Annotated in this window: 26 protein-coding genes; 12 read left to right on the forward strand and 14 right to left on the reverse strand. The window is 58.9% G+C overall.

Translation table 11 applies throughout. The features are described 5' to 3' along the window. Positions 1–176: 176 nt before the first annotated feature. The 4 genes from EII30_RS03660 to EII30_RS03675 all read right to left on the reverse strand — a co-directional run bounded on the left by EII30_RS03660 (position 177) and on the right by EII30_RS03675 (position 3,753). Positions 177–425 carry a type B 50S ribosomal protein L31 gene (locus tag EII30_RS03660; RefSeq protein WP_124885983.1) on the reverse strand — a complete coding sequence of 83 codons (249 nt, stop codon included), beginning with the start codon at positions 423–425 and terminating at the stop codon, positions 177–179. 167 nt (positions 426–592) lie between these two features. After that, positions 593–2,194, reverse strand: a complete 1,602-nt coding sequence (locus EII30_RS03665; protein WP_124885984.1) for a hypothetical protein — start codon at positions 2,192–2,194, stop codon at positions 593–595. Then, a complete protein-coding gene (locus tag EII30_RS03670) occupies positions 2,182–2,934 on the reverse strand; it encodes an ABC transporter ATP-binding protein (RefSeq protein ID WP_124885985.1) in 753 nt (250 codons plus the stop codon). Before EII30_RS03670 ends, EII30_RS03665 begins: the two co-directional genes overlap by 13 nt. 33 nt (positions 2,935–2,967) lie before the next feature. Continuing rightward, a complete protein-coding gene (locus EII30_RS03675) occupies positions 2,968–3,753 on the reverse strand; it encodes an ABC transporter ATP-binding protein (protein WP_124885986.1) in 786 nt (261 codons plus the stop codon). A 72-nt stretch (positions 3,754–3,825) separates the two neighbouring features. On the opposite strand from EII30_RS03675, the gene serB reads away from it, so the two are divergent. Next, on the forward strand, positions 3,826–4,464 hold the full coding sequence (gene serB, locus EII30_RS03680) for a phosphoserine phosphatase SerB (protein ID WP_124885987.1): 639 nt from the start codon (positions 3,826–3,828) through the stop codon (positions 4,462–4,464). A gap of 144 nt (positions 4,465–4,608) precedes the next feature. Here the strand turns inward: serB and EII30_RS03685 are convergent, their stop codons facing one another. Continuing rightward, complete coding sequence (locus EII30_RS03685) at positions 4,609–5,325, reverse strand: beta-ketoacyl-ACP reductase (RefSeq protein WP_124885988.1); 717 nt, start codon at positions 5,323–5,325, stop codon at positions 4,609–4,611. Positions 5,326–5,529: 204 nt separating this feature from the next. On the opposite strand from EII30_RS03685, the gene EII30_RS03690 reads away from it, so the two are divergent. Genes EII30_RS03690 through EII30_RS03700 form a run of 3 tightly spaced genes read left to right on the forward strand, consistent with a single transcriptional unit; the run spans position 5,530 to position 6,993 of the window. Continuing rightward, positions 5,530–5,883 carry a DUF3099 domain-containing protein gene (locus EII30_RS03690; protein WP_124885989.1) on the forward strand — a complete coding sequence of 118 codons (354 nt, stop codon included), beginning with the start codon at positions 5,530–5,532 and terminating at the stop codon, positions 5,881–5,883. Beyond that, positions 5,876–6,097, forward strand: coding sequence for a hypothetical protein (locus tag EII30_RS03695; RefSeq protein WP_199731557.1), 222 nt, complete (start codon positions 5,876–5,878; stop codon positions 6,095–6,097). Before EII30_RS03690 ends, EII30_RS03695 begins: the two co-directional genes overlap by 8 nt. Continuing rightward, positions 6,094–6,993, forward strand: a complete 900-nt coding sequence (locus EII30_RS03700) for an SURF1 family protein (protein WP_233569265.1) — start codon at positions 6,094–6,096, stop codon at positions 6,991–6,993. Before EII30_RS03695 ends, EII30_RS03700 begins: the two co-directional genes overlap by 4 nt. Before the next feature lie 75 nt (positions 6,994–7,068). On the opposite strand, the gene EII30_RS03705 is transcribed toward EII30_RS03700, so the two are convergent. The 6 genes from EII30_RS03705 to sufB all read right to left on the reverse strand — a co-directional run bounded on the left by EII30_RS03705 (position 7,069) and on the right by sufB (position 12,828). Next, on the reverse strand, positions 7,069–8,619 hold the full coding sequence (locus tag EII30_RS03705; RefSeq protein WP_370266968.1) for an ABC-F family ATP-binding cassette domain-containing protein: 1,551 nt from the start codon (positions 8,617–8,619) through the stop codon (positions 7,069–7,071). Between the two features lie 129 nt (positions 8,620–8,748). After that, on the reverse strand, positions 8,749–9,093 hold the full coding sequence (locus EII30_RS03710; RefSeq protein WP_233569266.1) for a metal-sulfur cluster assembly factor: 345 nt from the start codon (positions 9,091–9,093) through the stop codon (positions 8,749–8,751). A gap of 45 nt (positions 9,094–9,138) precedes the next feature. Further along, positions 9,139–9,906 carry a Fe-S cluster assembly ATPase SufC gene (gene sufC / locus EII30_RS03715; protein ID WP_124885991.1) on the reverse strand — a complete coding sequence of 256 codons (768 nt, stop codon included), beginning with the start codon at positions 9,904–9,906 and terminating at the stop codon, positions 9,139–9,141. Continuing rightward, a complete protein-coding gene (locus EII30_RS03720; RefSeq protein WP_124885992.1) occupies positions 9,906–10,241 on the reverse strand; it encodes a non-heme iron oxygenase ferredoxin subunit in 336 nt (111 codons plus the stop codon). Before EII30_RS03720 ends, sufC begins: the two co-directional genes overlap by 1 nt. A 2-nt stretch (positions 10,242–10,243) precedes the next feature. Continuing rightward, entirely contained in the window at positions 10,244–11,407 is a 1,164-nt protein-coding gene (sufD, locus tag EII30_RS03725) for a Fe-S cluster assembly protein SufD (RefSeq protein WP_124885993.1), read from the reverse strand. Positions 11,408–11,409: 2 nt separating this feature from the next. Then, complete coding sequence (gene sufB, locus EII30_RS03730) at positions 11,410–12,828, reverse strand: Fe-S cluster assembly protein SufB (protein WP_124885994.1); 1,419 nt, start codon at positions 12,826–12,828, stop codon at positions 11,410–11,412. Positions 12,829–13,049: 221 nt separating this feature from the next. Here sufB and EII30_RS03735 point away from each other — a divergent pair, with 221 nt between their 5' ends. Both EII30_RS03735 and EII30_RS03740 read left to right on the forward strand, forming a co-directional pair. Beyond that, positions 13,050–13,988 carry a heme A synthase gene (locus EII30_RS03735; RefSeq protein WP_233569267.1) on the forward strand — a complete coding sequence of 313 codons (939 nt, stop codon included), beginning with the start codon at positions 13,050–13,052 and terminating at the stop codon, positions 13,986–13,988. 28 nt (positions 13,989–14,016) lie between these two features. Beyond that, complete coding sequence (locus tag EII30_RS03740) at positions 14,017–15,375, forward strand: aminotransferase class V-fold PLP-dependent enzyme (protein ID WP_124885995.1); 1,359 nt, start codon at positions 14,017–14,019, stop codon at positions 15,373–15,375. Between the two features lie 168 nt (positions 15,376–15,543). Here the strand turns inward: EII30_RS03740 and EII30_RS03745 are convergent, their stop codons facing one another. Continuing rightward, on the reverse strand, positions 15,544–16,542 hold the full coding sequence (locus EII30_RS03745; protein ID WP_124885996.1) for a heme o synthase: 999 nt from the start codon (positions 16,540–16,542) through the stop codon (positions 15,544–15,546). Positions 16,543–16,682: 140 nt separating this feature from the next. On the opposite strand from EII30_RS03745, the gene tkt reads away from it, so the two are divergent. The 6 genes from tkt to pgl are packed head-to-tail and all read left to right on the forward strand — an operon-like array spanning position 16,683 to position 24,708. Beyond that, the gene (gene tkt, locus EII30_RS03750; protein ID WP_124885997.1) at positions 16,683–18,764 is read left to right on the forward strand and encodes a transketolase; all 2,082 of its coding nucleotides are present in this window, start codon (positions 16,683–16,685) and stop codon (positions 18,762–18,764) included. Further along, positions 18,761–19,852 (forward strand): transaldolase, encoded by a 1,092-nt coding sequence (tal, locus tag EII30_RS03755; RefSeq protein WP_124885998.1) that lies wholly within the window; start codon positions 18,761–18,763, stop codon positions 19,850–19,852. The genes tkt and tal overlap by 4 nt, the downstream gene beginning before the upstream one ends. Then, a complete protein-coding gene (locus EII30_RS03760; protein ID WP_124885999.1) occupies positions 19,849–21,411 on the forward strand; it encodes a glucose-6-phosphate isomerase in 1,563 nt (520 codons plus the stop codon). Before tal ends, EII30_RS03760 begins: the two co-directional genes overlap by 4 nt. A 27-nt stretch (positions 21,412–21,438) precedes the next feature. Next, positions 21,439–22,953 (forward strand): glucose-6-phosphate dehydrogenase, encoded by a 1,515-nt coding sequence (gene zwf, locus EII30_RS03765; protein WP_124886000.1) that lies wholly within the window; start codon positions 21,439–21,441, stop codon positions 22,951–22,953. Next, a complete protein-coding gene (locus EII30_RS03770; RefSeq protein WP_124886001.1) occupies positions 22,950–23,924 on the forward strand; it encodes a glucose-6-phosphate dehydrogenase assembly protein OpcA in 975 nt (324 codons plus the stop codon). Before zwf ends, EII30_RS03770 begins: the two co-directional genes overlap by 4 nt. Positions 23,925–23,928: 4 nt before the next feature. Beyond that, positions 23,929–24,708 carry a 6-phosphogluconolactonase gene (gene pgl, locus EII30_RS03775; protein WP_158608648.1) on the forward strand — a complete coding sequence of 260 codons (780 nt, stop codon included), beginning with the start codon at positions 23,929–23,931 and terminating at the stop codon, positions 24,706–24,708. A 51-nt stretch (positions 24,709–24,759) separates the two neighbouring features. Here the strand turns inward: pgl and EII30_RS03780 are convergent, their stop codons facing one another. Then, the gene (locus EII30_RS03780) at positions 24,760–25,116 is read right to left on the reverse strand and encodes an RNA polymerase-binding protein RbpA (protein ID WP_124886003.1); all 357 of its coding nucleotides are present in this window, start codon (positions 25,114–25,116) and stop codon (positions 24,760–24,762) included. 12 nt (positions 25,117–25,128) lie between these two features. Further along, positions 25,129–25,377 (reverse strand): preprotein translocase subunit SecG, encoded by a 249-nt coding sequence (secG, locus tag EII30_RS03785; RefSeq protein WP_124886004.1) that lies wholly within the window; start codon positions 25,375–25,377, stop codon positions 25,129–25,131. Between the last annotated feature and the right edge of the window lie 2 nt (positions 25,378–25,379).

Below are 25,379 nucleotides of genomic sequence, written 5' to 3' on the forward strand. Positions count from 1 at the left end.
GTTGAGTCGCCGGAACTTTAACCCCTCTACAGGGCATGGAAACACTGGGAAGCAGCGGAAGAAATGCCACACAATCTGTCCACTTACCCTAGAGCTAACAGGCCATCTCACCCAGCCGACACGAAAACGGGGACCACGCTAGCGCGATCCCCGTTTTTAAGTTGTTCGGCAGGTGTTTACTGACCGAAACCAGCGAAGCGCTGGTTGAACTTCTCAACACGACCAGCTGAGTCGAGAATACGCTGCTTACCGGTGTAGAACGGGTGTGAAGCGCTTGAGATTTCAACGTCGATCAGCGGGTAGGTGACACCGTCAAGCTCAATGGTCTTGTCGCTTGTCATTGTTGAACGGGTCAGGAATGTCTCACCTGAAGCGAGGTCGCGGAATACGATCGCCTGGTAATCCGGGTGGATATCAGTCTGCATAATAATCCTTATAAGTTGTGAATTGGTTTTTGCCAATGCCTAAGTCTTGCGAATACTCGCACAAACATCAACTCTAGCAGAACAACACGATAAATTGCTAACCAAACAGCCAGTGTGTTTTAATCCGCGCGAGCGAAAGCTCATCCGCCTAAGCGAAAGCCCATCTGCTACTTACTAATGTGCTGCAAAACCGCCAGCTGTCTCGCCTCGTAGATCTTCGCACTAAAGTGCACTGCGCAAAGGCAGCTGAGCACCGCAACCACCACGCTGTAAGCGCAGCCGCCGACAATCAGCGCGAGGTTCCCCGCAGACACGAGAATCAGCAGCGCTGCGGGCAGCATCACAAGCGGCATCACAATAATCGTGATCAGCATCACAATCAGGCTGTGAATACCGCCGCTGCTCCCCTTCCCAAACGGGCTATCGTCAATGCTCGGGGCGGATCCCGGAAAGATCGGGCTGAAGAACAGTCCAAGCGCGAGACCAACGGCGACGAAGGACACTATCACAATCAGCGCCGGCACAAAGTGTGCCCACTGCTGTGTCACCGCAGCGATAATCAGTGTCGCCAGCGCTGCCATCGGCAGATAGAGTGTGAGCAGAGCGAGCAGCCTACCCTGACGGTCAGTTTTGCCTTTGACACCGACAGCAATATCATACGTCAGACTCTCGCCGTCATAGGCGAACTCGAGCAGCCCTACACTGGTGACGGTCAGCACCATCAGCAGCGGGAGATAGACAAAGAAATCGTTTGCCGGAAAGATCCCGAGGAAATAGTAGAAAAGCCCGAGAGCTACCGGCAGTAGGAATGTCACAATAGCGTTTAGTCGCTGCCGGTTATCTCGCAGCTGATAGATCAGTTTCCGCGTCGCAATTGCCCCCACCGGTGTTAGCGGGAAGATCCGCTGCACAAAACTATCGTGTTTTATATCCTTGCTGGCGGCGGTGAGGCGTGGTGAGGTGAGTCTGCTCGCCACTCCCCTCGACCACAGCACGTAGGCGCCGACAATGTAGAGCCCGCTAAGCAGCAGGTGCAGCACGGCCAGTGTGAAATTACCCTCGGCAACCTGCATCACGAACGCGAACGGCGAGGCAAACGGGATCCACTGCACATAGCCAGCGGCGCTGTGCACAGCGTTCACTAGCCCCTCCGGGTCGTCCGCAAAGTTAAACACAGCGTCAGCGATAAGCTTGCTGACAAACCCCACGATCAGTCCGCCGAAGCTGAGAGTGACCATCAAAACCAGCGTAATCAGCTCTTTTTTACCGCGGTCAACGTTACCGCCGTTGAGCGCGTCAGCGACCAGCCGTGACAAAAGCACCCAGAGCAGCAGCGCAATCGGTGTCGCGATCACCGCGGCAATCAGGGTGATCACGGAGTGGCTCCAGATGATCCAGGTTGTGACGAGGGTTAGCGCGATGGTTATCCCGGTGACACTGCAAATGTTGGCGAGCAGGATCCCCGTGCTGAGCTGCCTCCTGGTGAGCGGCAGCAGCGCGAAACGTTCCGGTTCAATCGCCGAGTCGATGCCCTTAACCAGCCCGACAATAATCCAGATAATACCGATCACAGCCGCGGCAAACACGGTGATGCTCGCTGACAGCTGCAGGTCAGCGGTGATCCGCAAACCAATTGCCGCTAAAAAGAAGCTGACGATAATAAACAGCCCGTAGAGGGCGCCGAAAACGGTTCCGACAATCGCCCAGACGTTGCCGCGCAGCCGGTTAAAGAGCAGCCGCCAGCTCAGTTTCGTGATTATCCAAGCCATGACAGTTCATCACCAACCTGTGTAGCGCCGCCAACCAGCTCAACAAAACGGTTCTGCAGGCTGATACCGCCGCTCACCTCGGCAACCGAGCCCTGCGCGATAATCGTGCCCTGGTGAACAATCGCAACGCTGTCGCACAGTTTCTCAACCAGCTCCATGACGTGGCTGGAGAGCACAACGGTTCCGCCGCGCACAACCACCTGGCGCAGAATCCCGCGAATCGTCTCGGAGGAGACAGGATCCACCGCCTCAAACGGTTCATCGAGAATAATCAGTTTCGGATTGTGGATCAGGGCCGCTGCCAGCTGAATCTTCTTCTTCATACCGGCGCTGTAGTCGGTGATCAGCTTGTTGCGTGCCTCCGTTAGCCCGAGCAGGTTCAGCAGTGAATCGCTGCGTTCCTGTACCTCGTGAAGCGGCAGACCGCGCAGCTGTCCAGTGTACCTGAGCAGTTCCGCGCCAGTCAATCGGTCGAAGGTGCGGATGCCGTCGGGCAGCACCCCGATTAGAGCCTTGATGGTGAGTGGATCCGGCCAGACACTGTGCCCGAGCACCGAGATCTCGCCCGCCGTTGGCTGTAGAAGCCCCGTGATCATCGACAGTGCGGTGGTTTTACCGGCACCGTTCGGGCCAACAACGCCAAACATGCTCCCCTGCGGCACCCGCAGATTAAAGTTGTGAACGGCAGCTTTCTGACCGAATAGCTTTTGCAGCTGGTTGGTTTCAATCGCGATTGACATACTTGATCCCCCCTCTATCAAGTGTAAATAGGGCTAGATTGCTGAGGCGCTAAACCTGCCATTGAGCTGGTGCACCCCGAGACGCACGCCAAATAGATTGCTTAAGTTTTCACCGGTCACAACCTCGTTAATCGACCCCTGCGCGAGCACACTGCCGTCCTTATTGAGCAGCAGCGCGTGCGTAAACCCTGGCGGAATCTCCTCAACGTGGTGTGTCACCATCACCATCGCTGGTGAGAACGGTGACGAAGCAAACCCGGAGAGGGTTTTAACGAGCTCCTCACGCCCGCCCAGGTCGATGCTCGCTGCGGGTTCATCAAGCAGCAGCAGCTCGGGATCCGTCATCACTGCTCTTGCGATCAGGGTGCGTTTCTTCTCCCCGTCGCTGAGCGTGCCGAAACTGCGCTCTGCGAGAGAGTCAACACCCCACTCGCTCATAACCCGCAGTGCCCGTTTTTCGTCGAGCTCGTCATAGTACTCGTTCCAACGACCGGAGACACCGTAGGCCGCGGTCATCACAACGTTAAGTGCCTTCTCCCCCGCCGGGATCCGCCTCGCTGACTCGCTTGTCACAACCCCGATGCTCGGGCGGAGCTCATTAATGTCGACTCGCCCGAGGCGTTTGCCGAGCAGCTCAACCGTTCCTGAGGACGGGTAGTCAAGCAGCGCCAGCATCTTCAAGATGGTTGACTTACCAGCACCGTTTGGGCCGATAATAATCCACCGATCAGAGCTATCAACTTCCCAGTTGAGGTTCGAGATAATTGTGCGACCTGCGCGCACGTAGTTCACATCACTGCACTTAATCACCTTGACCATGCAATTTAATTTACTTGATAGCGCTGGAAAACAACAGAAGCCCCGCCAATAAACGGGTTATTATGGTTTACTATGACTGCGATTAAATCACTTGTTGTGCTTGACTGTGACTCAACAACCATTGCCGAAGAGGTTATTGAACTGATCGCCGACGCGGCGGGAACACGTGAGGAGGTTGCGCGGATCACCACACTGGCGATGGAGGGACGCTACGATTTCGCGGAGAGCCTCAACGCACGGGTTGCAACGCTTGCGGGGGTTAGTGACAGTGTGTTCCAGCGGGTTGCCTCCGCTATTACTCTCAACCCCGGTTTTGCAGAGCTGGTGGACGCTGTAAAAGCGCGCGACGGTAAGATCGGCGTTGTCTCCGGCGGCTTTATGGAGGTTTTGGATCTTTTCCTCCCCGGGACAGGTGTTGATGTTTGGCACGCAAACACCCTGGAGATCGAAGGCAACAGTCTCACCGGCAGGGTTGTGGGAGAGATTGTCGATGCCGCAGCAAAGGCTAAATACTTGCGTGCCTGGGGTGAGCAGTTTGGGATCCCGCCAGAGCACACAATCGCGATCGGCGACGGCGCAAACGATCTGGAGATGATGCGGGCCGCGCGCTTCGCGGTCGGTTTTCGGCCTAAGCCGATTGTTCGCGAGGCCGCTGACCTGGTTGCGGAGCACTCTCTCGCGGAGGCTATCAGCCTGCTCGACAAGCTCTAGGCCAAGCTCAATTCTCGACTGCGCAAGGCCACTCTGGCCTCCGCAGACGCTGGCGGAAAGCGCTCGGCGGCGTGTGCAGCAAAAACGGCCCAGACCGCTTAAACAGTCCGGGCCGTTTGTCAGCTCTTGGCTGCTAACTGCGCCCTAGTGGCCCATGCCGAGGCCACCGTCAACCGGGATCACCGCGCCGGAAATGTACGAGGCATCATCGCTTGCGAGCCAGGCAACAGTTGCGGCAATATCTGAAACACTGCCGAACTTGCCCGCTGGGATACTCGCTAGATACTGCTTCTGCTGCTCCTCCGGGAGCACCGCGGTCATATCGGTTTCAATAAAACCAGGCGCAACCACATTGGCGGTGATGTTCCTGCCGCCCAGCTCACGAGTGAGAGAACGCGCAAAACCAACGAGCGCCGCCTTAGATGACGCGTAGTTGATCTGGCCGGGTGACCCGTACAGGCCGACAACGCTGGAGATCAGAATAACGCGGCCGAAGCGCGCCTTCAAAAGACCCTTGGTTGCGCGCTTCACAACGCGGAAGGTGCCTGTCAGGTTGGTGTCAATAACCTCGGCGAAATCCTCCTCGGTCATGCGCAGCAGCAGCGTGTCCCTGGTGATGCCGGCGTTAGCCACAACAACCTCAACGTTGCCGAGCTGCTGCTCAACCTCGGTGAATGCCGCGTCAATGCTCGCGCTGTCGGTAACGTCTGCGTGTACGGTCAGAGCGCCCTTGGGTCCTTCACCGGAGCGCGCGGTAACAGCGACACGGTGACCCGCCGCGATCAGGTGCTCAGCAATGGCACGGCCAATACCGCGGTTTCCGCCGGTGACTAGCACGGTGCGCGGGGTGAATTCGGTCATATCTGCTCCTTTGATCTGTTGAGCTGGTATTGCAGCTAAAGCGGCTTAGGTTACCCGCCTATCCTACCGTTTAACCCTCTGACACAGCTATTAGCGCGCAGCAGCCAACCGCGATACGCGAGTCTAAACAGCAAGTCAGCGGCTCTGGGTTTTCAGGGTGCGGCTCTCAGCGCGGGCGCGGTAGACTAGCTGTGGAGGTTATCGGTGGCAGAAGCGTACGACATCACAAGCGCGGGGATTAACCCGGCTGAGGATCGCGCCTACCGCTTTCGCAGCTACGTAATCGCGATGTCAATGCGTGTTCTCTGCCTGCTCTCGCTGATCTGGGTGCGCGGCTGGTGGATGCTGATCCCGGTTATCGGCACTGTAGTGCTCCCCTATTTTGCGGTGATGGTCGCAAACGCTGTTGCTCCAAGCCACACAACCTCCAGACCCGACGAGGTAACCCCGCTCTCACTAACCGAAGCGGAGAAACCGGAACCGCAGGCCGCCCCGATTATCGTTATTGATGCACCGGCGGATCGCAGCCAGAGGGGTGAACGGATCCACGATGATTAACCTGCTCGCGGGCGAGATGCCGCACCGTTTCACCTGCTCGGCAGCTGGCTGCACAGCCGAGGCAACCGTTGCGCTGCGCTGGCAGAACCCCAAGATTCATCGCGGTGACCGGTACAAAACCTGGCTGAGTTGCGGGATCCACCGCGACAGCCTCTACAGTTTCCTCGCCGACCGTAATTTTGCGATCTCCGTCATAGGGGTTGATGAGCTGTGACGCGCCAGGAAAACGACTATCAGGGTTGGCGCTTCCTCTACTCTAGGCGCTGGCTCGGCTACTACGCGATGCTGCTGATCTTCGCGATCGGCTGTGTGCTGCTGTCAAACTGGCAGTTCAGTCGCCGCGAGGAGGCGCGCGCTGAGATCGCGAGAATCGCCACCAACTACGATCGCGAGCCGCAGCCGCTGACGGAAATAGTTACCGATCACGAGCGTTTTGATGAGGACGCGCAAAAGTGGCTGCCGGCTTACGCAACCGGCCACTACACGGGCGAGGCGGTGCTGGTTAGAAACCGTCCCGGGGCAAGCGGCACCGGATCCGACCTGCTGCAGGCGTTTCAAATAACCAATGGGCCGGTTATTTTTGTGGATCGCGGCTGGGTCGACTACGGGGCTGGTGACAGCGCCGGTGACGCCGCCGCCCTCGACAGTGAGCTGGCGAAACAGCCGCTTGCTAAAACCGACACCCAGGTGACCGTCACCGTGCGCCTGCGCGCTAGCGAGCCGATTGTTGCGGGCAGGGAGTCCACAAAACACACCGCGGGCAGCATCCACGTCCCGGAGTTGAAAAAACTCGCCGGGCTAAAAGACAGCACCGAGCTGATTACCGCGAGCTACGGCATGCTGATCAGTGAGGACCCTGAGATGCCGCACGGCGAACTGCCGAAGAAACCAGAAAAGGACGAAGGCCCGCACCTCTCCTACGCGCTGCAGTGGGTTGTGTTTATTGCGATCGCGCTCGGCGGTGTCGGTTACGCGGCAAAGCAGGAGTTTAGGAACTTTAACCGCGGATCCGCTCAGGTGAAGCGAATGGACGAGAAACGGGCAGCGAGAAAGGCGCGCCGCAAAGCTAGTGACGCCGAGCTTGAGGATGCCTGGCTGGACGCGAACTAGCCTCTCGGGTGGCGGATCCCGCTAGTCTTCCCCTCCTGCGGTGGATCCTGCTACCGTCTCCCGTGGCGGATCCCGCTACGCGAGCTCGATCAGCTCCAGATACTCGGCGGTGAAGATATCCTCGGTTGCGTCCGGCATAATCAGCACCCGCTCCGGGTTGAGCGCGCTCACCGCGCCAGGATCGTGACTGACCAGCACAACCGCGCCCGTGAATCCGGCAAGCGCGGAGAGAATCTCCTCGCGGCTGGCCGGGTCAAGGTTGTTGGTTGGCTCATCAAGCAGCAGCACGTTCGCGCTCGAAACCACCAGCGTGGCAAGCGCCAGCCTGGTTTTTTCACCGCCGGAGAGCACGCCAGCGGGTTTGTGCACGTCATCACCGCTGAACAGGAACGAGCCGAGCACCCTGCGCGCCTCCGTCTCGGTCAGGTGCTGGGATGCGGAGAGCATGTTTTGCAGAACCGAACTTTTGACGTCGAGCGTTTCATGCTCCTGCGCGTAGTATCCGAGTTTCAAGCCGTGACCGGTGATTAACTCCCCCGTGTCGGGTTTTTCTACGCCCGCGAGTAACCGCAGCAGCGTGGTTTTGCCGGCGCCGTTGAGCCCCAGCACAACAACCTTTGAGCCGCGGTCGATAGCAAGATCCACACCCGCAAAAATCTCGAGTGAGCCGTAGGATTTGCTGAGGCCAGCCGCCTGCAGCGGGGTTTTACCGCAGGGCGCGGGATCCGGGAAGCGAAGCTTGGCGACGCGATCCACCTGCCGCTCCTGCTCTAGCGAGCTGAGCATCTTCTCGGCACGGCGCACCATCTGCTGCGCGGCTGCCGCCTTAGAGGCTTTCGCGCCGAAACGAGCAGCCTGGTCACGCAGGCTGTCCGCCTTCTTAATCGTGTTGGCGCGCTCCTTCCGGCGCCGCTCCTCGTCGGCGGCGCGCTGGCGGAGATACTGCTTCCAGCCCATGTTGTAGATGTCAATCACCTGACGGTTTGCGTCAAGATAAAACACCCGGTTAACGGTTTCATCAACGAGATCAACATCGTGGCTGATAATGATCAAGCCGCCGCGATAGGAGCGTAAAAAGTCGCGCAGCCACATAATCGAGTCCGCGTCCAGGTGGTTGGTGGGCTCGTCAAGGATCATCGTGTCGGCGTCGCTGAACAGGATCCGCGCGAGCTCAATGCGGCGGCGCTGACCGCCCGAGAGTGTTTTCAGCGGCTGGTTTAACACCCGGTCAGGCAGCCCCAGATTGCTTGAAATGGTTGCCGCCTCCGACTCTGCGGAGTACCCGCCGAGCGCGTGGAACCGGTCGGTGAGGTTGCCAAAGCGCTTCATCGCTTTTTCGGCGACAAGCGGATCCGCATCCGACATCTGCTCGGAGGCTCTTGCGATCTGCTGCTGCAGGGTGCCGAGGCCGCGGGCGTCAAGGATCCGGTGCCGCGCCAGCTGTTCGGGGTCGCCGCTGCGGGGATCCTGCGGCAGGAATCCGAGTTTGCCGTTGATTCTGACACTGCCCTCGCTCGGACTGAGCTCCCCCGAGAGGACCTTTGTCAGCGTTGTTTTACCGGCGCCGTTGCGGCCGACCAGCCCGACCTTGTCACCCGGGTTGATGGTGAACGAGACCCCAGACATGAGGCGGCGGGCGCCAACGTCAATCGCTAAGTCCTGTGCTTGAATCAAAAGAAAAACCTCGTTGCGGCTGTTAAACAAAAGTTGAGTGCCACAGCCTAAGAAACTGTGGCACTCAAGGAAAGAGACTGGCTAGATGCTGAACCCGAGGGCGCGCATCATATCGCGGCCGTCCTCGGTGATCCGCTGCGGAGTCCAGGGCGGCATCCACACCCAGTTGATGCGGAACGCCGCAACCAGCCCGTCAAGCGCCTCAGCGATGTCGTTCTCGATCACGTCGGTGAGCGGACAGCCGGCGCTTGTCAGTGTCATGCTGACCACGAGCGCATCGTTTGCCTGATCGTATGCGAGATCATAGATCAGCCCGAGATCGACGATGTTAACGCCAAGCTCCGGGTCAGAAACGTTCTTCAACGCCTCCATCGCCTGCTCACGGAACTCAGGGTCAATTGTCTGCATTGTCGGCTGTGAACTCATCTAAACCATCCTCTGCTTACACGTACCTGTTGCTGCTTAGCTATTCTAGCCCTGTGCCGGCTGAATATCGAGGTAGCGGTCGTAACCCTCAGCCTCAAGCCGCTCAGCGAGCTCAGGACCGCCCTGCTCAGCAACCTTGCCGTCAACAAACACGTGCACAAAGTCTGGCTTAATGTAGTTGAGGATGCGGGTGTAGTGGGTGATCAGCAGCACGCCCATGTCGTTGTTGTCGTGTGCGCGGTTAACGCCCTCGGAGACGATGCGCAGCGCGTCAACGTCAAGGCCGGAGTCGGTCTCGTCGAGCAGCGCAAACTTTGGCTTCAGCAGCTCCAGCTGCAGGATCTCGGCGCGCTTCTTCTCACCGCCTGAGAAGCCCTCGTTAACGTTGCGCTCCATGAACTCGCCGCCCATGCGTAGGTTCGCCATCGCGGCTTTCACGTCCTTCATCCACTCGCGGATCGGAGGCGCGTCACCGTCGATAGCGGTTTTTGCGGTGCGCAGGAAGTTCGCCATGGTCACACCCGGAATCTCAACCGGGTACTGCATCGCCAGGAACAGGCCAGCCTTGGCGCGCTCATCAACCTCCATCTCAAGCACATCTTCACCGTCGAGGGTGATGGATCCGCCGGTCACCTCGTAGCTTGGGTGGCCAGCGATGGTTGATGCGAGGGTTGATTTGCCGGAGCCGTTTGGGCCCATAATCGCGTGGATCTCGCCGGAGTTGATGGTCAGATCAACGCCCTTCAGGATCTCTTTAATACCTTTGTCTGTCTCAACCTGTACCTGCAGGTCACGGATCTCTAGTGTTGACATTAGTCGTCTTTATCCTTATAAATCGGAGTCGGGTCTATAAAAATTTCGTCGTCGGTTATCTCAACCGCGTAAACGGGAACTGGTTCGTAGGCGGGAAGGTTTTGTGGCCAGCCGGTTTTCAGAGAAAACCTGGAACCATGTGCCCAGCACTCTAGCGTGCAATCCTCCACAAAACCCTCACTGAGTGAGATTTCGCCGTGTGTGCAACTGTCGCCGATCGCGTAAACATCGCCGGCGGAATCGCGCACAACCGCAATTGCTTGGCCAGCAATCTCGATGCGTTTCGGTGTGTCAACCTGCACCTCTGCGGCCGGGCAAACCCTCACAAATGGCACCGCTACTGCCCCACTCCCGCGGCGATTGCGGCGTCGGACCGCGCCAGCTCAGTCTCCAGCTTCGCCTCCAGCTCAGCGGCGATCTCCTCGTTGTCGATCTCCTGCACAATCTCGTTCAAGAAGCCGTGCACAACCAGGCGACGAGCGGTGAACTCGTCAATGCCGCGAGCCATCAGGTAGAACAGCTGATCCTCTTCAAAACGGCCGGTCGCTGAGGCGTGACCCGCTCCTTCAATATCGCCGCACTCAATCTCCAGGTTCGGAACAGAGTCGGCTTTCGGGCCTGATCCGAGAATCAGGTTGCGGTTCTCCTCGTAGCTGTCGGTGCCAACAGCCTCCGGGCCGATCAGCACATCGCCGATCCACACGGTGTGTGAACCCTTGCCCTGCAGCGCACCCTTGTAGTTAACACGTGAGCGGCAGTTTGGCGCCTGGTGGTTGATCCACACCTGGTGCTCAAAGTGCTGACCCGGGTCAGCGAAATAGAGGCCGAACAGCTCGGCGTCGCCGCCCTGGTTAACCAGGTGGGCTGACGGGTTGAGTCGCACAAGACCACCTGTTAGGGTGACTGCGATGTGCTTCAGGAAGGCATCGCGGCCAATCTTGGCGTGGTGCGCTGAGACGTGCTTGGCGCTGTCGTCCCACTCGGCGAGAGTGACGAAGGTTAGCTTTGCGCCGTCGCCGACGTTAATCTCGACGGTTTCTGTGAGTTTTGCGTTGCCCTCGTATGCGAGGATGACGAGTGCCTGCGCGTGTGGTTTCACATCAACAAAAATGTGACCTGCTGCAGCGGCATCACCGAAATCAGAGAGGCGGATCACGGCCTGTTTCTGCTCTTCGCCGCTAACCTCAATCAACAGCGCTTCATCGAAGCTGTTCCACGCCCGCATCGCGGCGAGATCCTCGGGAGCGTGGGTGCTGCCGAGACGGCTGTCGTCGCGGCCAATCCAACTGATTTCAACACCCGCGGTTTTCGGGTCAGCGATCGCGGGTTTAGCGCTCACCAGCGGACCGTCAAGCAGTTCACTAATCTGCTTCACCGGGGTGTAACGCCACTCTGCCTCGCGGCCGTTAACCGGTTTGAAATCACTGAGGTCGAATGACGCTGGCCGCTCAGAACGGGTCTGGACGGGAACAAACTTCTCAACGTTGTGGTTAATACCCATGTTTAGCCAACGGATCCTTCCATGCTCATGTCAATCAGCTTGTTTAGCTCGAGAGCGTATTCCATTGGCAGCTCTCTGGCGATCGGCTCAATAAAGCCGCGCACAATCATGCTCATCGCCTCAGTCTCCTCCAGGCCGCGGCTCATCAGGTAGAACAGCTGTGCTTCACTAACCTTTGTAACGGTTGCCTCGTGGCCGAGCTGCACATCATCAACCCGAATATCAATCGCCGGGTAGGTGTCGGAGCGGGAGATCCGGTCAACCAGCAGCGCGTCACAGATAACCGAGTTGGCTGAAGAGTGTGCGTTCTCTGCGATCCGCACCTCGCCACGGTAGCCTGCGCGACCGCCGCCGCGGGCGATCGACTTCGAGATAATCGATGACTGGGTGTGCGGCGCCAAGTGGATCATCTTCGCACCAGCGTCCTGGTGCTGTCCAGGGCCTGCAAACGCAACCGACAGGGTCTCACCCTTGGCATGCTCACCTGTTAGGAAGATTGACGGGTACTTCATGGTAACTTTTGAGCCGATGTTGCCGTCAACCCACTCCATGGTTGCGCCCTCTTCCGCGATTGCGCGCTTGGTCACCAGGTTGTAAACGTTGGTGGACCAGTTCTGGATTGTTGTGTAGCGGACGCGAGCGTTCTTCTTGACAATGATCTCAACAACCGCGGAGTGCAGCGAGTCGGTTTTGTAGATTGGGGCGGTGCAGCCCTCAATGTAATGGACGTAGCTGCCCTCGTCCGCGATAATCAGGGTGCGCTCGAACTGCCCCATGTTCTCGGTGTTGATGCGGAAGTAGGCTTGCAGTGGAATCTCTACGTGAACGCCCTTCGGGACGTAGACGAAGGATCCACCAGACCAGACAGCGGTGTTGAGTGCGGCAAACTTGTTATCGCCGGACGGGATAACGGTGCCGAAGTACTCCTCGAAAATCTCCGGGTGCTCTTTCAGCGCGGTGTCGGTGTCGAGGAAGATAACGCCCTGCGCCTCAAGATCCTCACGAATCTGGTGGTAAACCACCTCAGACTCGTACTGCGCTGCAACACCGGCAACCAGGCGCTGGCGCTCAGCCTCGGGGATACCGAGTCGCTCGTAGGTGTTTTTAATGTCCTCTGGCAGGTCTTCCCAGGTTTGTGCCTGACGCTCGGTTGAACGCACAAAGTATTTAATGTTGTCGAAGTCGATATCAGAGAGGTCAGCGCCCCAGCTCGGCATCGGCTTGCGATCAAACAGCTGCAGCGCCTTCAGGCGGCGTTTCAGCATCCACTCTGGTTCGTTCTTGAGACGTGAGATGTCGCGAACCACATCCTCGTCTAAACCGCGTTTCGCGCTAGCGCCGGCACTGTCAGAGTCGTGCCAGCCGAACTCGTAGTTGCCCAGATCCTGTAGCTCCGGACGATCAATGAGCACGTCTGTCATCGCATCCTCCCCCTTCAACGCAACAATTGCAGCCTAAAGTTTCGGGTAGATTTCTAGTCACAGTGATGATCTCAACCACGGTTAGGCGCAACAGTGCAGTATTCTTTAAATAAGTGATATTTCTTGTTTTGCAATTCTACCGGTAAATCGAGCTGAACTTTAGTAAGGTTTACCTTGGCTTGTTGCAACACCAATCAGAAACTACTTAAGGATCGGTAATCTTGTCTGACTATGCCGGCACGATAGCACCTGAAAATAAAAAACAGTGGTCGCTTTTAAAGGTTGCGGCCTGGGCTTCAATGATCGCAAACACGGTAATTATTGCGACCGGCGGGGCGGTGCGATTGACCGGATCCGGGCTCGGCTGCCCAACCTGGCCGCTGTGCACAGCCGACTCGCTGGTGCCAACCAGTGAACTCAGCTGGCACAGCGCGATTGAGTTCGGAAACCGCTTGATGACCGGTGTTCTCTGCCTGATTGCGGGCGCCGTGATTGTGCTGGTGTGGCGCTGGCGGAAACAGCGACGTGACCTGTTTGTGCTCGCCCTCATCGTGATCGGCGGGATCCTGCTGCAGGCGGTTGTTGGCGGAATTACGGTGTGGACGGGTCTTAACCCGGTGATTGTCGGGATCCACTACGTTGCCTCAACGGTTTTGGTGGCCGTTGCATCCGCGTTTATCGCTGTTATGCCATACCCGCCGGGGCCGCGTAAAAAGGTTGTGCCGGAGTCGTTCTTGATGCTTTTGCACCTGGTTTCTGCGCTCGTTGGCATCACAATTATTATCGGTGTGCTGACTACCGCGAACGGCCCACACTCCGGTGACGCGAACGTGCTGCGCAACGGTATTGATGCACAACTGCTCGCCCACTTCCACGCCTGGCCGGGATACGCGCTAGCGGCGATGGCGCTGATCGCGCTGCTCTGGGCGCTGTTCGCGAAACTGGTTGTGTGGCGTTACCTGGTTGCGCTGGTGCTGGTGATTATTGTGCAGATCGCGGTTGGTGTCTACCAGGCGAGGTTCGGTTTACCGCCGTTTGCGGTCGGTGTGCACATGGTGCTCGCCGCTGTTACCGCGTCAATTACCGTGTTTGCCTTAATACGCTGTAAAAAACCGGTCAGCGTGAAAGAAAAAGCAATAAGATTGCTTGCAGACGACTAATTAAAACACTCAATACATAGGAGAAAATATGACAACGAGAATGCACGACAACTCTGCATTTTCTGAGCACATTGTTGATTTGGTGCTCGACTATTCCAAGCGACGATTGCTCGCAGACGATATCCCCATCGACCGTGGCTCAACCGAGCGTGAACTGCAGCGGCTTGCAGGAAAGACTATTACCGCCGATGGTATCGGCACAGCCAGGGCGCTGGGACTCTTCGAGCACGTGCTCGCTCCCGCGTGTGTGACAACCGAGCATCCGCGCAACCTCGCTTTTATTCCGAGTGCTCCAACCAAGGCCGCTGCGGCGTTCGACGTTGTGGTTAGCGCCAGTTCAATCTTTGGTGGATCATGGAAAGAAGCATCCGGGGTTGTGCACGCCGAAAATGAGACGCTCGCCTGGCTCGCTAAGGAGTTTGGGTTCCCCGAAACCGCCGGTGGCGTGTTTGTGCAGGGAGGCACAGTAGGTAACCTCAGCGCGCTTGTTGCGGCGCGTGAGAAGGCGCAGCGTAAGAACCCTAACTTCACCGGTCGCTGGAAGATTATCTGCAGCAAAGAGGCCCACAGCTCAATCAAGTCAGCCTGTCACGTGATGGGCGCTGAGGCGGTGCTCGTTCCCGGAGATAAGAACGGTAAACTGCGCGGCGACGCTGTACGTGAGGCGCTAACCGAACACGGTGAGGCGGTGTGCGCGGTTGTTGCAACCGGTGGCGCAACCAACTTCGGAATCGTTGACGCAATCAACGAGGTTGCTGAGCTGAAGTCTGAGTTTGATTTCTGGCTGCACGTTGATGGCGCCTACGGCCTCGCCGCGGCCCTCACCGATATTCGTCGCGACAAGTTCGCTGGCCTCGAGCACGCTGATTCGGCTATTGTGGATCCGCACAAGTGGCTCTTCTCCCCCTACGATGCCTGCGCCCTCATCTACCGTGACCCGGAGGAGGGTCGCCGCGCGCACACCCAGAAGGCGGAGTACCTGGACGTGCTCACCGAGACCGTAGAGTTCAACCCGTCCGACTACGCGATCCAGCTGACCCGCAGGGCGCGTGGCTTGCCTACCTGGTTCTCACTGGCTGTTTACGGCACCGATGCTTACCGTGAGGCGATCAGCCACTCGATTGAGCTCGCTGACCGTGCCGCAGCAGAGATTAAAAAGCGCAAGGAGCTTGAGCTGGTGCGCGAGCCAGAGCTGTCGGTTGTTGTGTTTAAACGTCGCGGGTGGAAGCAGGAGGACTACGATCGCTGGTCTGATGAGCTGCTTGCCGACGAGGTTGGTTTCGTGGTTCCGAGCTCCTTCAACGGTGAACCGGTTCTGCGCTTTGCGCTGATCAACCCGCGCACAACCTTCGAGGACCTGCTGTTGATCCTCGACCGACTGAAGTAGTCGCGAGACAGGCTGTAGAAAACCGCTCTGGCGCAGATTGCGCCGGGGCGGTTTTTAGTGTGCGCGGCAAAATCGCCGTGAGCTGACAGCTCTGCTATCGGGTTGTGTTGGGCTAGCGGGGTTTAGCTGCGGGCGTTTGCCTTGGGCGGATCCGCTTAAGAAAACCGCTTAGAAAGGCAGCAGCGGATCGATTGCGATCGCGAGCGACAGCACGGTCAGGTAGCTGATGGATCCGTGGAACACCCGCATCGGCTTCCCCTCGCGGCCGTAAATTGCGTGGTGGTAGAGCAGGTGTGACTCGATAATAAAGTAGGCACCGGAGAGGACCGCGAGCACCGTGTAAACAATGCCCATGTTTGCAACTGGGATCAGCAGCAGAGAGCACGCAACCGTCGCCCAGGTGTAAAGAATAATCTGCAAACCTACGGTGATTCTGCCGCGCACAACACCCAGCATCGGGACACCGGCTGCCGCATAGTCCTCACGGTATTTCATCGACAGCGGCCAGTAGTGCGGCGGCGTCCAGAGGAAGATGACAAGGAAGAAGATCCACGCACCCCAGTCGAGATTGCCGGTGACGGCGGCCCAGCCGATAAGCACCGGGAAGCAGCCTGCAATGCCACCCCAGATAATGTTTTGTTCGCTGTGGCGCTTCAGCACAATCGTATATATCACGACGTAGAAGAAGATCGCGAGCAGCCCAAGCAGCGCAGCCAGCCAGTTGGTTGTCAAGAGTAACCAAACGATTGACACAACACCCAGCACCCAGGCGAAGATCAGCGCGTTACGGTCTGAAATCTCACCGGTGACGAGGGGTCTGCCGCTTGTGCGACGCATTTTGCGATCCATATCGCGGTCGATATAGCAGTTGAACGCCCCCGCGGAGCCCGCGCTCATCGCGCCGCCGATCAGGGTTGCAAGCACCAGCCAAAGGTTGGGCAGGCCGTTTTGCGCGAGGATCATCGCGGGGACCGTCACAACCAGCAAAAGCTCCATAACACGGGGCTTTGTCAGCGAAATATAGGCCGCAATGGTTTTTGAGAGGGGTCGCTTCACCGGAGCCGCTGCACCGTGCTGTTGTGCTGCCGCACCGTCTTGCTGTGCCGCTGCACCCGGTTGCTGTGCCGAAGCTCCCTGCTGCTGAACTGAAAAAGCGCCTGTAGACATCACGACCAAGTTTAGACTAATTGTCTGATGTTTTGGTTGAAATACTCTCAGGAATGCCAGCCGTTTTATTTCTAAAAAACAAGTCGATGCTTTAGGCTTGTAAGGGTAGTTTGATTTAGCTGATGCGAGGCAGGAACAGTATGCAACCTTTCGAGTGGACAAAACTCGACGAAAAAGCGGTTAACACGGCAAGAATCCTTGCTGCTGATGCGGTAGAAAAGGTCGGCAACGGTCACCCCGGCACCGCAATCAGTCTCGCCCCGGTTGCTTATCTGCTCTATCAAAAAGTGCTGCGGTTTGACCCGAGCGACACCAACTGGCTCGGCAGGGATCGTTTTATTCTGTCAATCGGTCACTCGTCACTAACCCAGTATGTGCAGCTCTACCTCAGCGGTGCTGGGCTGGAGCTCAGTGACCTGCAAGCGCTTCGCACCTGGGGTGCAAAAACCCCTGGTCACCCGGAGTACGGTCACACTGACGGCGTTGAGATTACAACCGGCCCGCTCGGCCAGGGGCTTGCTTCCGCGGTTGGTTTCGCGTACGCGCAGCGCTACGAGCGTGGACTGTTCGATCCGGCTGCAGCAGACGGCGACAGTCCCTTCGACCACTTCACCTATGTGCTCGCCGGTGACGGCGATATTCAGGAGGGTGTAACCGCTGAGGCGGCATCACTCGCCGGCCACCAGCAGCTCGGCAACCTGATCGCGATCTACGACGCCAACCAGATCTCGATTGAGGACGACGTTGATATCGCCTTCTCCGAGAATGTTGCGGAGCGCTACCGCTCCTACGGCTGGGAGGTGCTGGAGGTCAACTGGCGAAACGCCGACGGCTACAACGAGGATTTGCGGGCGCTCTATGACGCAATCGGTCAGGCACAGCAGAACCGCACACAGCCGACGCTGATTATTTTGCGCACCATTATCGGCTGGCCATGCCCGAACAAGCAGAACACTGGCGGGATCCACGGCTCAGCTCTAGGCGCGGCAGAGCTTGCCGGCCTCAAAGAGGTGCTCGGGTTTGACACCGAGGAGTGTTTTGCGGTTGCTGACGAGGTGATTAACCACACTCGCAAGCAGGCAGCCGAGCGGGCTCGCGAGCTGCGCGATAAGTGGCAGCAGCGCTTTGATGCCTGGGCTGCACATAACCCTGAGCAGCTGGCACTGTTTAACCGACTGGAATCGGGCGAACTGCCCGAGGAGACACTGACCGCCCTGCCAAGCTTTGAGGCGGGTAGCTCGGTTGCAACCCGCGCGGCTAGCGGCAAGGTGCTTGGCGCCCTCGGTGAGGTGCTGCCAGAGCTGTGGGGCGGATCCGCCGACCTCGCCGGTTCAAACAACACAACCATCGCGAACGCCGTCAGTTTTGTGCCCGAACAGCACAGCACCGCGACCTGGAAAGGCAACGAGTACGGCCGAGTTTTGCACTTCGGGATCCGCGAACACGCTATGGGAAGCATTCTCAACGGCATTCAGCTGCACGGCAAAACCCGCAGCTACGGCGGCACCTTCCTGATCTTTAGCGATTACATGCGGCCCGCGGTTAGGCTTGCGGCACTGATGAACATCCCGAGTATTTTCGTGTGGACACACGATTCGATTGCGCTCGGTGAGGACGGCCCAACCCACCAGCCGATTGAGCAGCTGGCGACGCTGCGTGCGATCCCGAACCTCGCGGTTGTGCGCCCAGCGGACGCGAACGAGACCGCGATTGCCTGGCACGAGGTGCTGAGCCGTCAGGCAGGGCCGACCGGGCTTGCGCTAACCAGGCAGAACGTGCCTGTTTTCCCGCGCGGCGTTGACGGTTTTGCTGACGCGGACGGTGTCCGAAAGGGTGCTTATGTGCTCATCGACTCCCCCACCGACAGCGTTGATGTGCAGCTGATCGCAACCGGTTCCGAGGTGGAGCTCGCTGTTTTAGCTCGTGAGCAGCTCGCCGCCGAGGGAATTGGCGCGCGGGTTATTTCAGCCCCGTGCCTGGAGTGGTTCAACGAGCAGAGCGAAGACTACCGGAACAGCGTGCTGTTGCCGGAGGTGAAGGCTCGCGTCTCCGTTGAGGCGGCGGTGTCGCTCGGCTGGCACCGCTATGTCGGTGATACCGGTCGCTGTGTCTCCATTGAACACTTTGGCGCCTCCGCGGACCACAAAACCCTGTTTGAGAAGTTTGGAATCACCGCAGATGCCGTTGTTAGTGCCGCAAAAGAGAGCATCCAGGCGCAATGACCCGGGCAACACAGCAGCTCTCTGAACTGGGCGTTAGCGTGTGGCTTGATGACCTGTCTCGCACAGCCCTCAACAGCGGCGAGCTAGATCGCCGTATCACCGAACTCGACGTTGTTGGTGTAACTACCAACCCAGCGATTTTCGCGACCGCAATCACCTCCGACAGTGCCTACCGGGAGGGCGTGCTAGCTGCCCGAGGCGAGGGCTTAAACGCTTCTGAGACCGTGTTCCGGCTCGCGAGTGAGGACGTTGCCCAAGCCTGCGACCTGCTGGAGCCCGTCTACCGCAAATCCGGTGGCCAGGACGGCAGAGTCTCCATTGAGGTGGATCCGAAACACGCCAACGACCGCGAGGCCACCGTCCAGCAGGCCACCGAGCTGTGGAACAGTATCAACAAACCTAACCTGATGATTAAGGTCCCCGCAACCGAGGCGGGCATTGTCGCAACCGCTGATCTGCTCGGCCGTGGAATCAGTGTTAACGTCACCCTGATCTTCGGCATCACCCAGTATCGCCGGGTGTTAAACGCCTACCTGACCGGGCTAGAACAGGCGCGTGCCAGAGGCCTCGACCTTGCCGGGATCCACTCGGTTGCCTCATTCTTTGTTTCCCGGTTCGACACGCTGGTGGATCCGCTGCTCCCCGCCGACAGCGAGCTGCGCGGCAAGGGTGCTATCGCGAACGCAAACATCGCCTACACTGTCTGGCAGCAAACCTTCGAGTCGGCCAGGGCCAAGACGTTGCTGGCGCTCGGCGCGAACCGGCAGCGACTGCTGTGGGCATCAACCGGTGTGAAGAACGACGCCTACCCGCAGGACCTCTATATTACGGAGCTGATCGGGCGCGACACCGTTAACACGCTGCCGCCGGCAACCCTTGAGTTCTTCGCGGAAACCGAGCAGCCGCTCAGCGTTAAACTCGGTGAGAACACGGTCACCAGCAAACACGTGCTCGATGAGATTGCGCGTTCCGGCATCGACTACGGTGAGACGGTTGCGCAGTTGCTTGACGAGGGTCTGGAAAAGTTTGATACGGCGTGGCTGCAGCTGTTGCAGACTGTGGAGTCGGAACTAGCGAGGACGGAATGACGCTCAGGGTTTCTTACGGTGCAGGGTTTGGTGAGGCCCAAACAATTGTTGAGGAGCTTGTAGAGGCACGGATCGCATCAAGAATCAGCGCCTTTGAGAACACACTGTGGGGTGAAGAAGCGGCCGCTGAGGCCGTGATCCGCCTCGGCTGGCTTAACGCCCCCGAGCGGGCGCAGGCGGTTATTAGCGAGGCACAGGCGCTCCGGAAAGAACTCGCAGCCGCCGGCATCAACCGCTTTGTGCTCTGCGGCATGGGCGGATCCTCGCTCGGCCCGGAACTTTTAGACGTTGCGCTCGACAAAGCACACCCGGGAGCGCAGCTACTGCTCTGCGACTCAACACACCCCGACCAGCTGGCACCGCTGTTTAACGCGGATCCGCAAAACACCGCCGTCATCGTCGCCTCCAAATCCGGTTCAACGGTTGAAACACTCAGCCACATGCGCAGTTTTGAGAGGGTTTTTACCGATCACGGCATTAACGCTGGTGAGCGGCTAATCTTTATCACCGATCCGGGATCCGAGCTCGCGAAATACGGTGAGCAGCAAAACAGCCGGGTTTTTTACGCGGATCCGGAGGTTGGCGGCCGCTACTCGGTCTTGACCGCGTTCGGGCTGGTGCCGGCGGTGCTCGCTGGCGCAGACGCGGGCGAGCTCATCGCAGACGCGACCGCGGCGCTTGCGGCGGTGACCGTCGACAGCCTCGAAAACCCGGCATTGCAGTTGGCTGCGTCACTCGCAGCGAACCTGCCGAAGCGCTACCTGATTGCGCTGCGTGCCGGATCCGCAACCGAGATCGCTTTCGCCGACTGGGTTGAGCAACTGCTCGCCGAATCAACCGGTAAAGACGGTAAGGGTGTGCTGCCGTACACAACCCACAGCGGCGAGTTTAGTGATAGACCCTTTGACAACACGGTTGAGGTCGCGTTCGCGCTCGACGCCGCAGACGAGCAGCTCGGCTCCCACCAGCTGACTGTCTCCGGCTCGCTCGGTAAGCAGCTGGTGCTCTGGGAGTTTGCGACCGCGGTGCTCGGCTACCAGCTGGCGCTTGACCCCTTTGACCAGCCGGATGTTGAATCAACGAAGGTTGCTGCCAGGCGGATCCTCGCCGGTGAGATCGCAATGCCGGATCAGGCGGCGGACTTTACGCAGGCGGCGGTTGACGAGTTTGCGGCCTCTCTCCCGGCAAACGGTTATCTCTGTGTGCAGGTTTATGGCGATCGCAGTGCGGAGGCTGTTTCGGCGGTTGAGGCGTATCGCAGCGGCCTGGAGGCGCGGTTTAAGATTCCGGTTATTGCCGGTTTTGGACCGCGCTTTTTGCATTCCACCGGGCAGTTCCACAAGGGAGGCCAGCCGCTTGGCGCTTTCCTGCAGGTTTTGATTGCGCCCGTAAACACCGTCGCGATCGGCTCCGGGCCAGACACCTTCAACGACCTGATCGCGGCGCAGGCGGGCGGTGATCGGGAGGCGCTGAAACGGCGTGATCTTGCCGTGCTGAGCCTTAACGCGCCAGCCGTGAAAATCCTCACCGCGGGCCTAGCTGAGCCGCTTAACAAATAGTCAACCAGCCTTAAGAAAGAGTCTGATTTGAACGCGCCGCACAATCCACTCCGCAGCCCCGACGATGTTCGACTCCCCCGCCCCGCGGGTCCGAGCGCGCTGGTGCTTTTCGGTGTGACCGGTGATCTTGCACAAAAGAAACTGCTGCCCGCGATCTACGACCTGGCAAACCGCGGTCTTTTACCGCCCGGTTTCAGCCTGATCGGTTTCGGCCGCCGCGACTGGAGCGACAGTGACTTCACCGAGGTTGTTCGTACCGCCGTGCTAAACCGGTCACGCACCGGATTCAACCCCGATGTCTGGGAGCAGTTCAGTCAGGGTTTGAGGTTTGTTAGCGGATCCTTCGACAACGCCGCCGCCTACCAGAATCTCGGCGAAATCTTAAAGGGACTAGAGCGATCCCGCGGCACAGAGGGTAACGTTGCCTTCTACCTGTCGGTTCCGCCGGCCGCGTTCTCGGAGGTTTGCTCACAGCTGCGCGATGCGAAACTAGCGACCAAAACCCGCGGTTGGCGCCGCGTGGTTATTGAAAAACCGTTCGGTCACGACCTGGAAAGCTCGAAGCGCTTAAGCAGCGCGGTTAACGCGGTGTTTGAACCGCACGAGATCTTCCGTATCGACCACTATCTCGGCAAAGAGACGGTGCAGAACCTACTAACGCTGCGCTTCGCCAACGTGCTTTATGAGCCGATCTGGAACAACCGCTACGTTGATCATGTGCAGATCACAATGGCGGAGGACATCGGCGTCGGCGGCAGGGCCGGCTACTATGACGGGATCGGCGCGGCACGCGATATTATTCAAAACCACCTGCTGCAGCTGTTTGCCCTAACCGCAATGGATCGCCCGAAAACCCTCACCGCGGCAGATTTGCGATCCGCCAAAGAAGCTGTGCTCGCGGCAACCGTGCTGCCGGACGATCTGGTGGCAACAACCGCTCGCGGCCAGTACGGTCCCGGCTGGCAGGGCGGTAAACAAAAACTCGGGTTCTTAGAAGAGGAGGGGATGAACCCCGACTCAACAACCGAAACCTACGCGGCGATAACGCTCGGTATCGACAACGACAGGTGGCGGGGTGTCCCCTTCTATCTGCGCAGCGGTAAACGGCTCGCAAAGCGGGTTACCGAGATTGCCGTGGTGTTCAAAACCCCGGAGAATAACCTGTTTACCGGTCAGCAGCTGCAACAGAACACAATCGTGATTAGGGTGCAGCCGGACGAGGGTGTAACAACCAAGTTCACCTCGAAGGTTCCGGGCATCGGCCACCAGGTGCGCGATGTGACAATGGATTTCGGCTACAGTCACGCCTTCACCGAGGACAGCCCGGAGGCCTATGAGCGACTGATTCTTGACGTGCTGCTTGGTGATCCACCGCTGTTCCCTGGCCAGAAAGAGGTTGAGCTGTCGTGGCAGATCCTCGACCCAATTGAGGCGGTCTGGGCGGATCTCGGCAGACCCGAAGAATACGCTCCGGGCACCTGGGGTCCACCATCGGCCGCGCACATTCTGCGGCGCGACGACAGAGTTTGGAGACGACCATGATCGAACAGCTGCGTGAGGTGACAGTAAACCAGATCGCGAAACGGCTCGTGCTGATCCGCGCGGCAGGTGGCGCAGTAACCCTCGGCAGGGTCTTAACCCTCGTGATCCGCGCAACCGAGCAGGGTCTGGAGACGGCGCTGAAGGCATCGCTTGAGGCGTCGAAGGAGCACCCGATGCGGATTATCGCGGTGATTGAAAACCGCGGAATGAACGATGTTGTGTCGCGTGGGCCGTCACGCAGCGCTGACGGGCTGGATGCCGAACTGCGAATCGGTGAGGACGCCGGTGCGAGCGAGATTATTATTCTGCGGCCGCGCGGTGAGGCGGCTTCGAACATCCCCAACCTGGTTTCGAGCCTGCTGCTGTCTGACACACCGCTTGTGCACTGGTGGTTTGATGTATGGCCGGATGCCGACTCGAACATTCGCCGGACAGCGCTGCGGCAGATAACCGACTCCAGCGCTCACCCCGGCAGGGGCAGACACCACCTGATGCTGCTCTCCGAAACCTACCGTGAGGGTGACACAGATCTGGCGTGGGCGAGGATCACGCTCTGGCGCGCACAGCTTGCGGCGCTACTCGACAACCTCAGCCACAGCACGGTGCGGGCCGTCACGGTTAGCGGCACCCCCGACTCCCCCAGCACACTGCTGCTCGCCGCCTGGCTGCGGTTGCAGCTCGGTGTCAGGGTGAAAACCGTGGAGATGCCGTTCGACACCAGCGTCGCCTGGGGTCTGCACAGCGTCACCCTCGAGTTCGACAACGGCACCGCCGCGGTTATCGCGAGAAGCCACGGCCCGTTCGCGAGCATAACCCAGCCGGATCACCCGGTGCTGGAGGTGCCGCTGCCGCGCCGACCACTCTCCGAGTGCCTGATTGAGGATCTGCGGATGCTCCGTCACGACCAGCTGTTCGCCGCCGTGATCACCAAGGGACTGCCACTGTTAATCGCCGAGTCTGAGGAGTCGTAAGGCCGTGACGCTAACCCTGCAAACCGCAAGCAGCGCTGAGCAACTTTCTGAGAAACTCGCTGCTGAGCTGTTTCAATTGCTCGCCAACAAACTCGCTGTAAAACAGACTGTCACGGTTGTTTTAACAGGCGGCACAATGGGTATTTCACTGCTTTCTTCGTTAGCGGATCACCCTCGCCTGCTGACTCTCGACTGGCACCGTGTCAGGCTGCTCTGGGGTGATGAGCGCTGGGTTCCCAAGTCCCATGCGGATCGCAACAGCCTGCAGGCTGAGCAGGCACTGCTCAAGAAACTGCTACTGAAACCCGAGCTGGTGCTGCCGGTTCCCGCGAGTGACAGCGGGCTGACGATCGCCGCTGCCGCCGAACAGTACGCGGCAACCGTCTCTAACGTGATAGCGGGTGACGGTGTTGACCTGGTGTTGTTGGGTGTTGGGCCAGACGGTCACATTGCCTCAATCTTCCCCGACCATAAAACCCCCGACCAGCCTGCGGCGTATCCGGTGCTTAACTCCCCCAAGCCACCGGCGGAGCGAATCACCCTCAGCCTGCCCGCGCTGCGGAGCGCCGCCGATGTTTGGTTGCTGTTTAGCGGCGAGAGCAAGCGGGATCCGCTGGAGAAAAGCCATGCGGAGCTGCTGCGCTCTGCCGGCTATTTGAGCGAGGGGAATCTGAGCGAGTGCGATTTGCCGAGTGAGCCGCTGCCGGTCGCCAGGGTCTCTGGCAGAGAGCGGACGGTTGTTTTCGCAGACGCGGCGGCTCTCCCGCCCACGGGCACAGCCTAGCACGGCAAAACCCCAGCGGTTTTTACGCGCTGGGGTTTTAGTGCCTGAGAGCTAGTCGGTTTTGCCGCGGCGGTGACGCATCTTCTGCAGCGCCGCCTCCAGCAGTTCCTCTGCCTCCTCGGGAGTGCGACGCTCCTTAACGTAGGCGAGGTGGGTTTTATATGGCTCGTTCTTGGTCTGCACCGGTGGATTGTCGCGATCCCTGCCCGCTGGCAGACCGGAGTGCGGTGAGTCGATCTGCTCTGGAATCTCTGACGGGTCAACATCCGCCGCAAAATAGCGGACGGTTTCGTTGCCCTCAGCATCCCAGTACGACACCGCAATGCGATCCGCGCGGGCACCGTGATCAAGCTCACCCATCGGGCCGGAACCAACCCGGGCGCCACGAATAGCGTGGTTACTTGCCATTACAGTCCCCTCTTAAATGAGTGCAAAGCGGGCGATCAAACCAAGCCCAACGATTGACAGGAACCACACGATTGAGACAACAACCGTGATGCGGTTGAGGTTTCGCTCGGCAACACCGGAGCTGCCGAGGTTAGAGGTGATTCCGCCGCCAAACATGTCAGAGAGACCGCCACCGCGTCCCTTGTGCAAAAGGATAAACAGGGTGAGCAGCAGGCTGGTCAGCACCAGCAGCACGGTGAGTATGATCTGTACGATCTGCACGA

Origin of the sequence: Leucobacter sp. OH1287 (genome assembly GCF_003859945.1) — a bacterium.
Taxonomy (GTDB): domain Bacteria; phylum Actinomycetota; class Actinomycetes; order Actinomycetales; family Microbacteriaceae; genus Canibacter.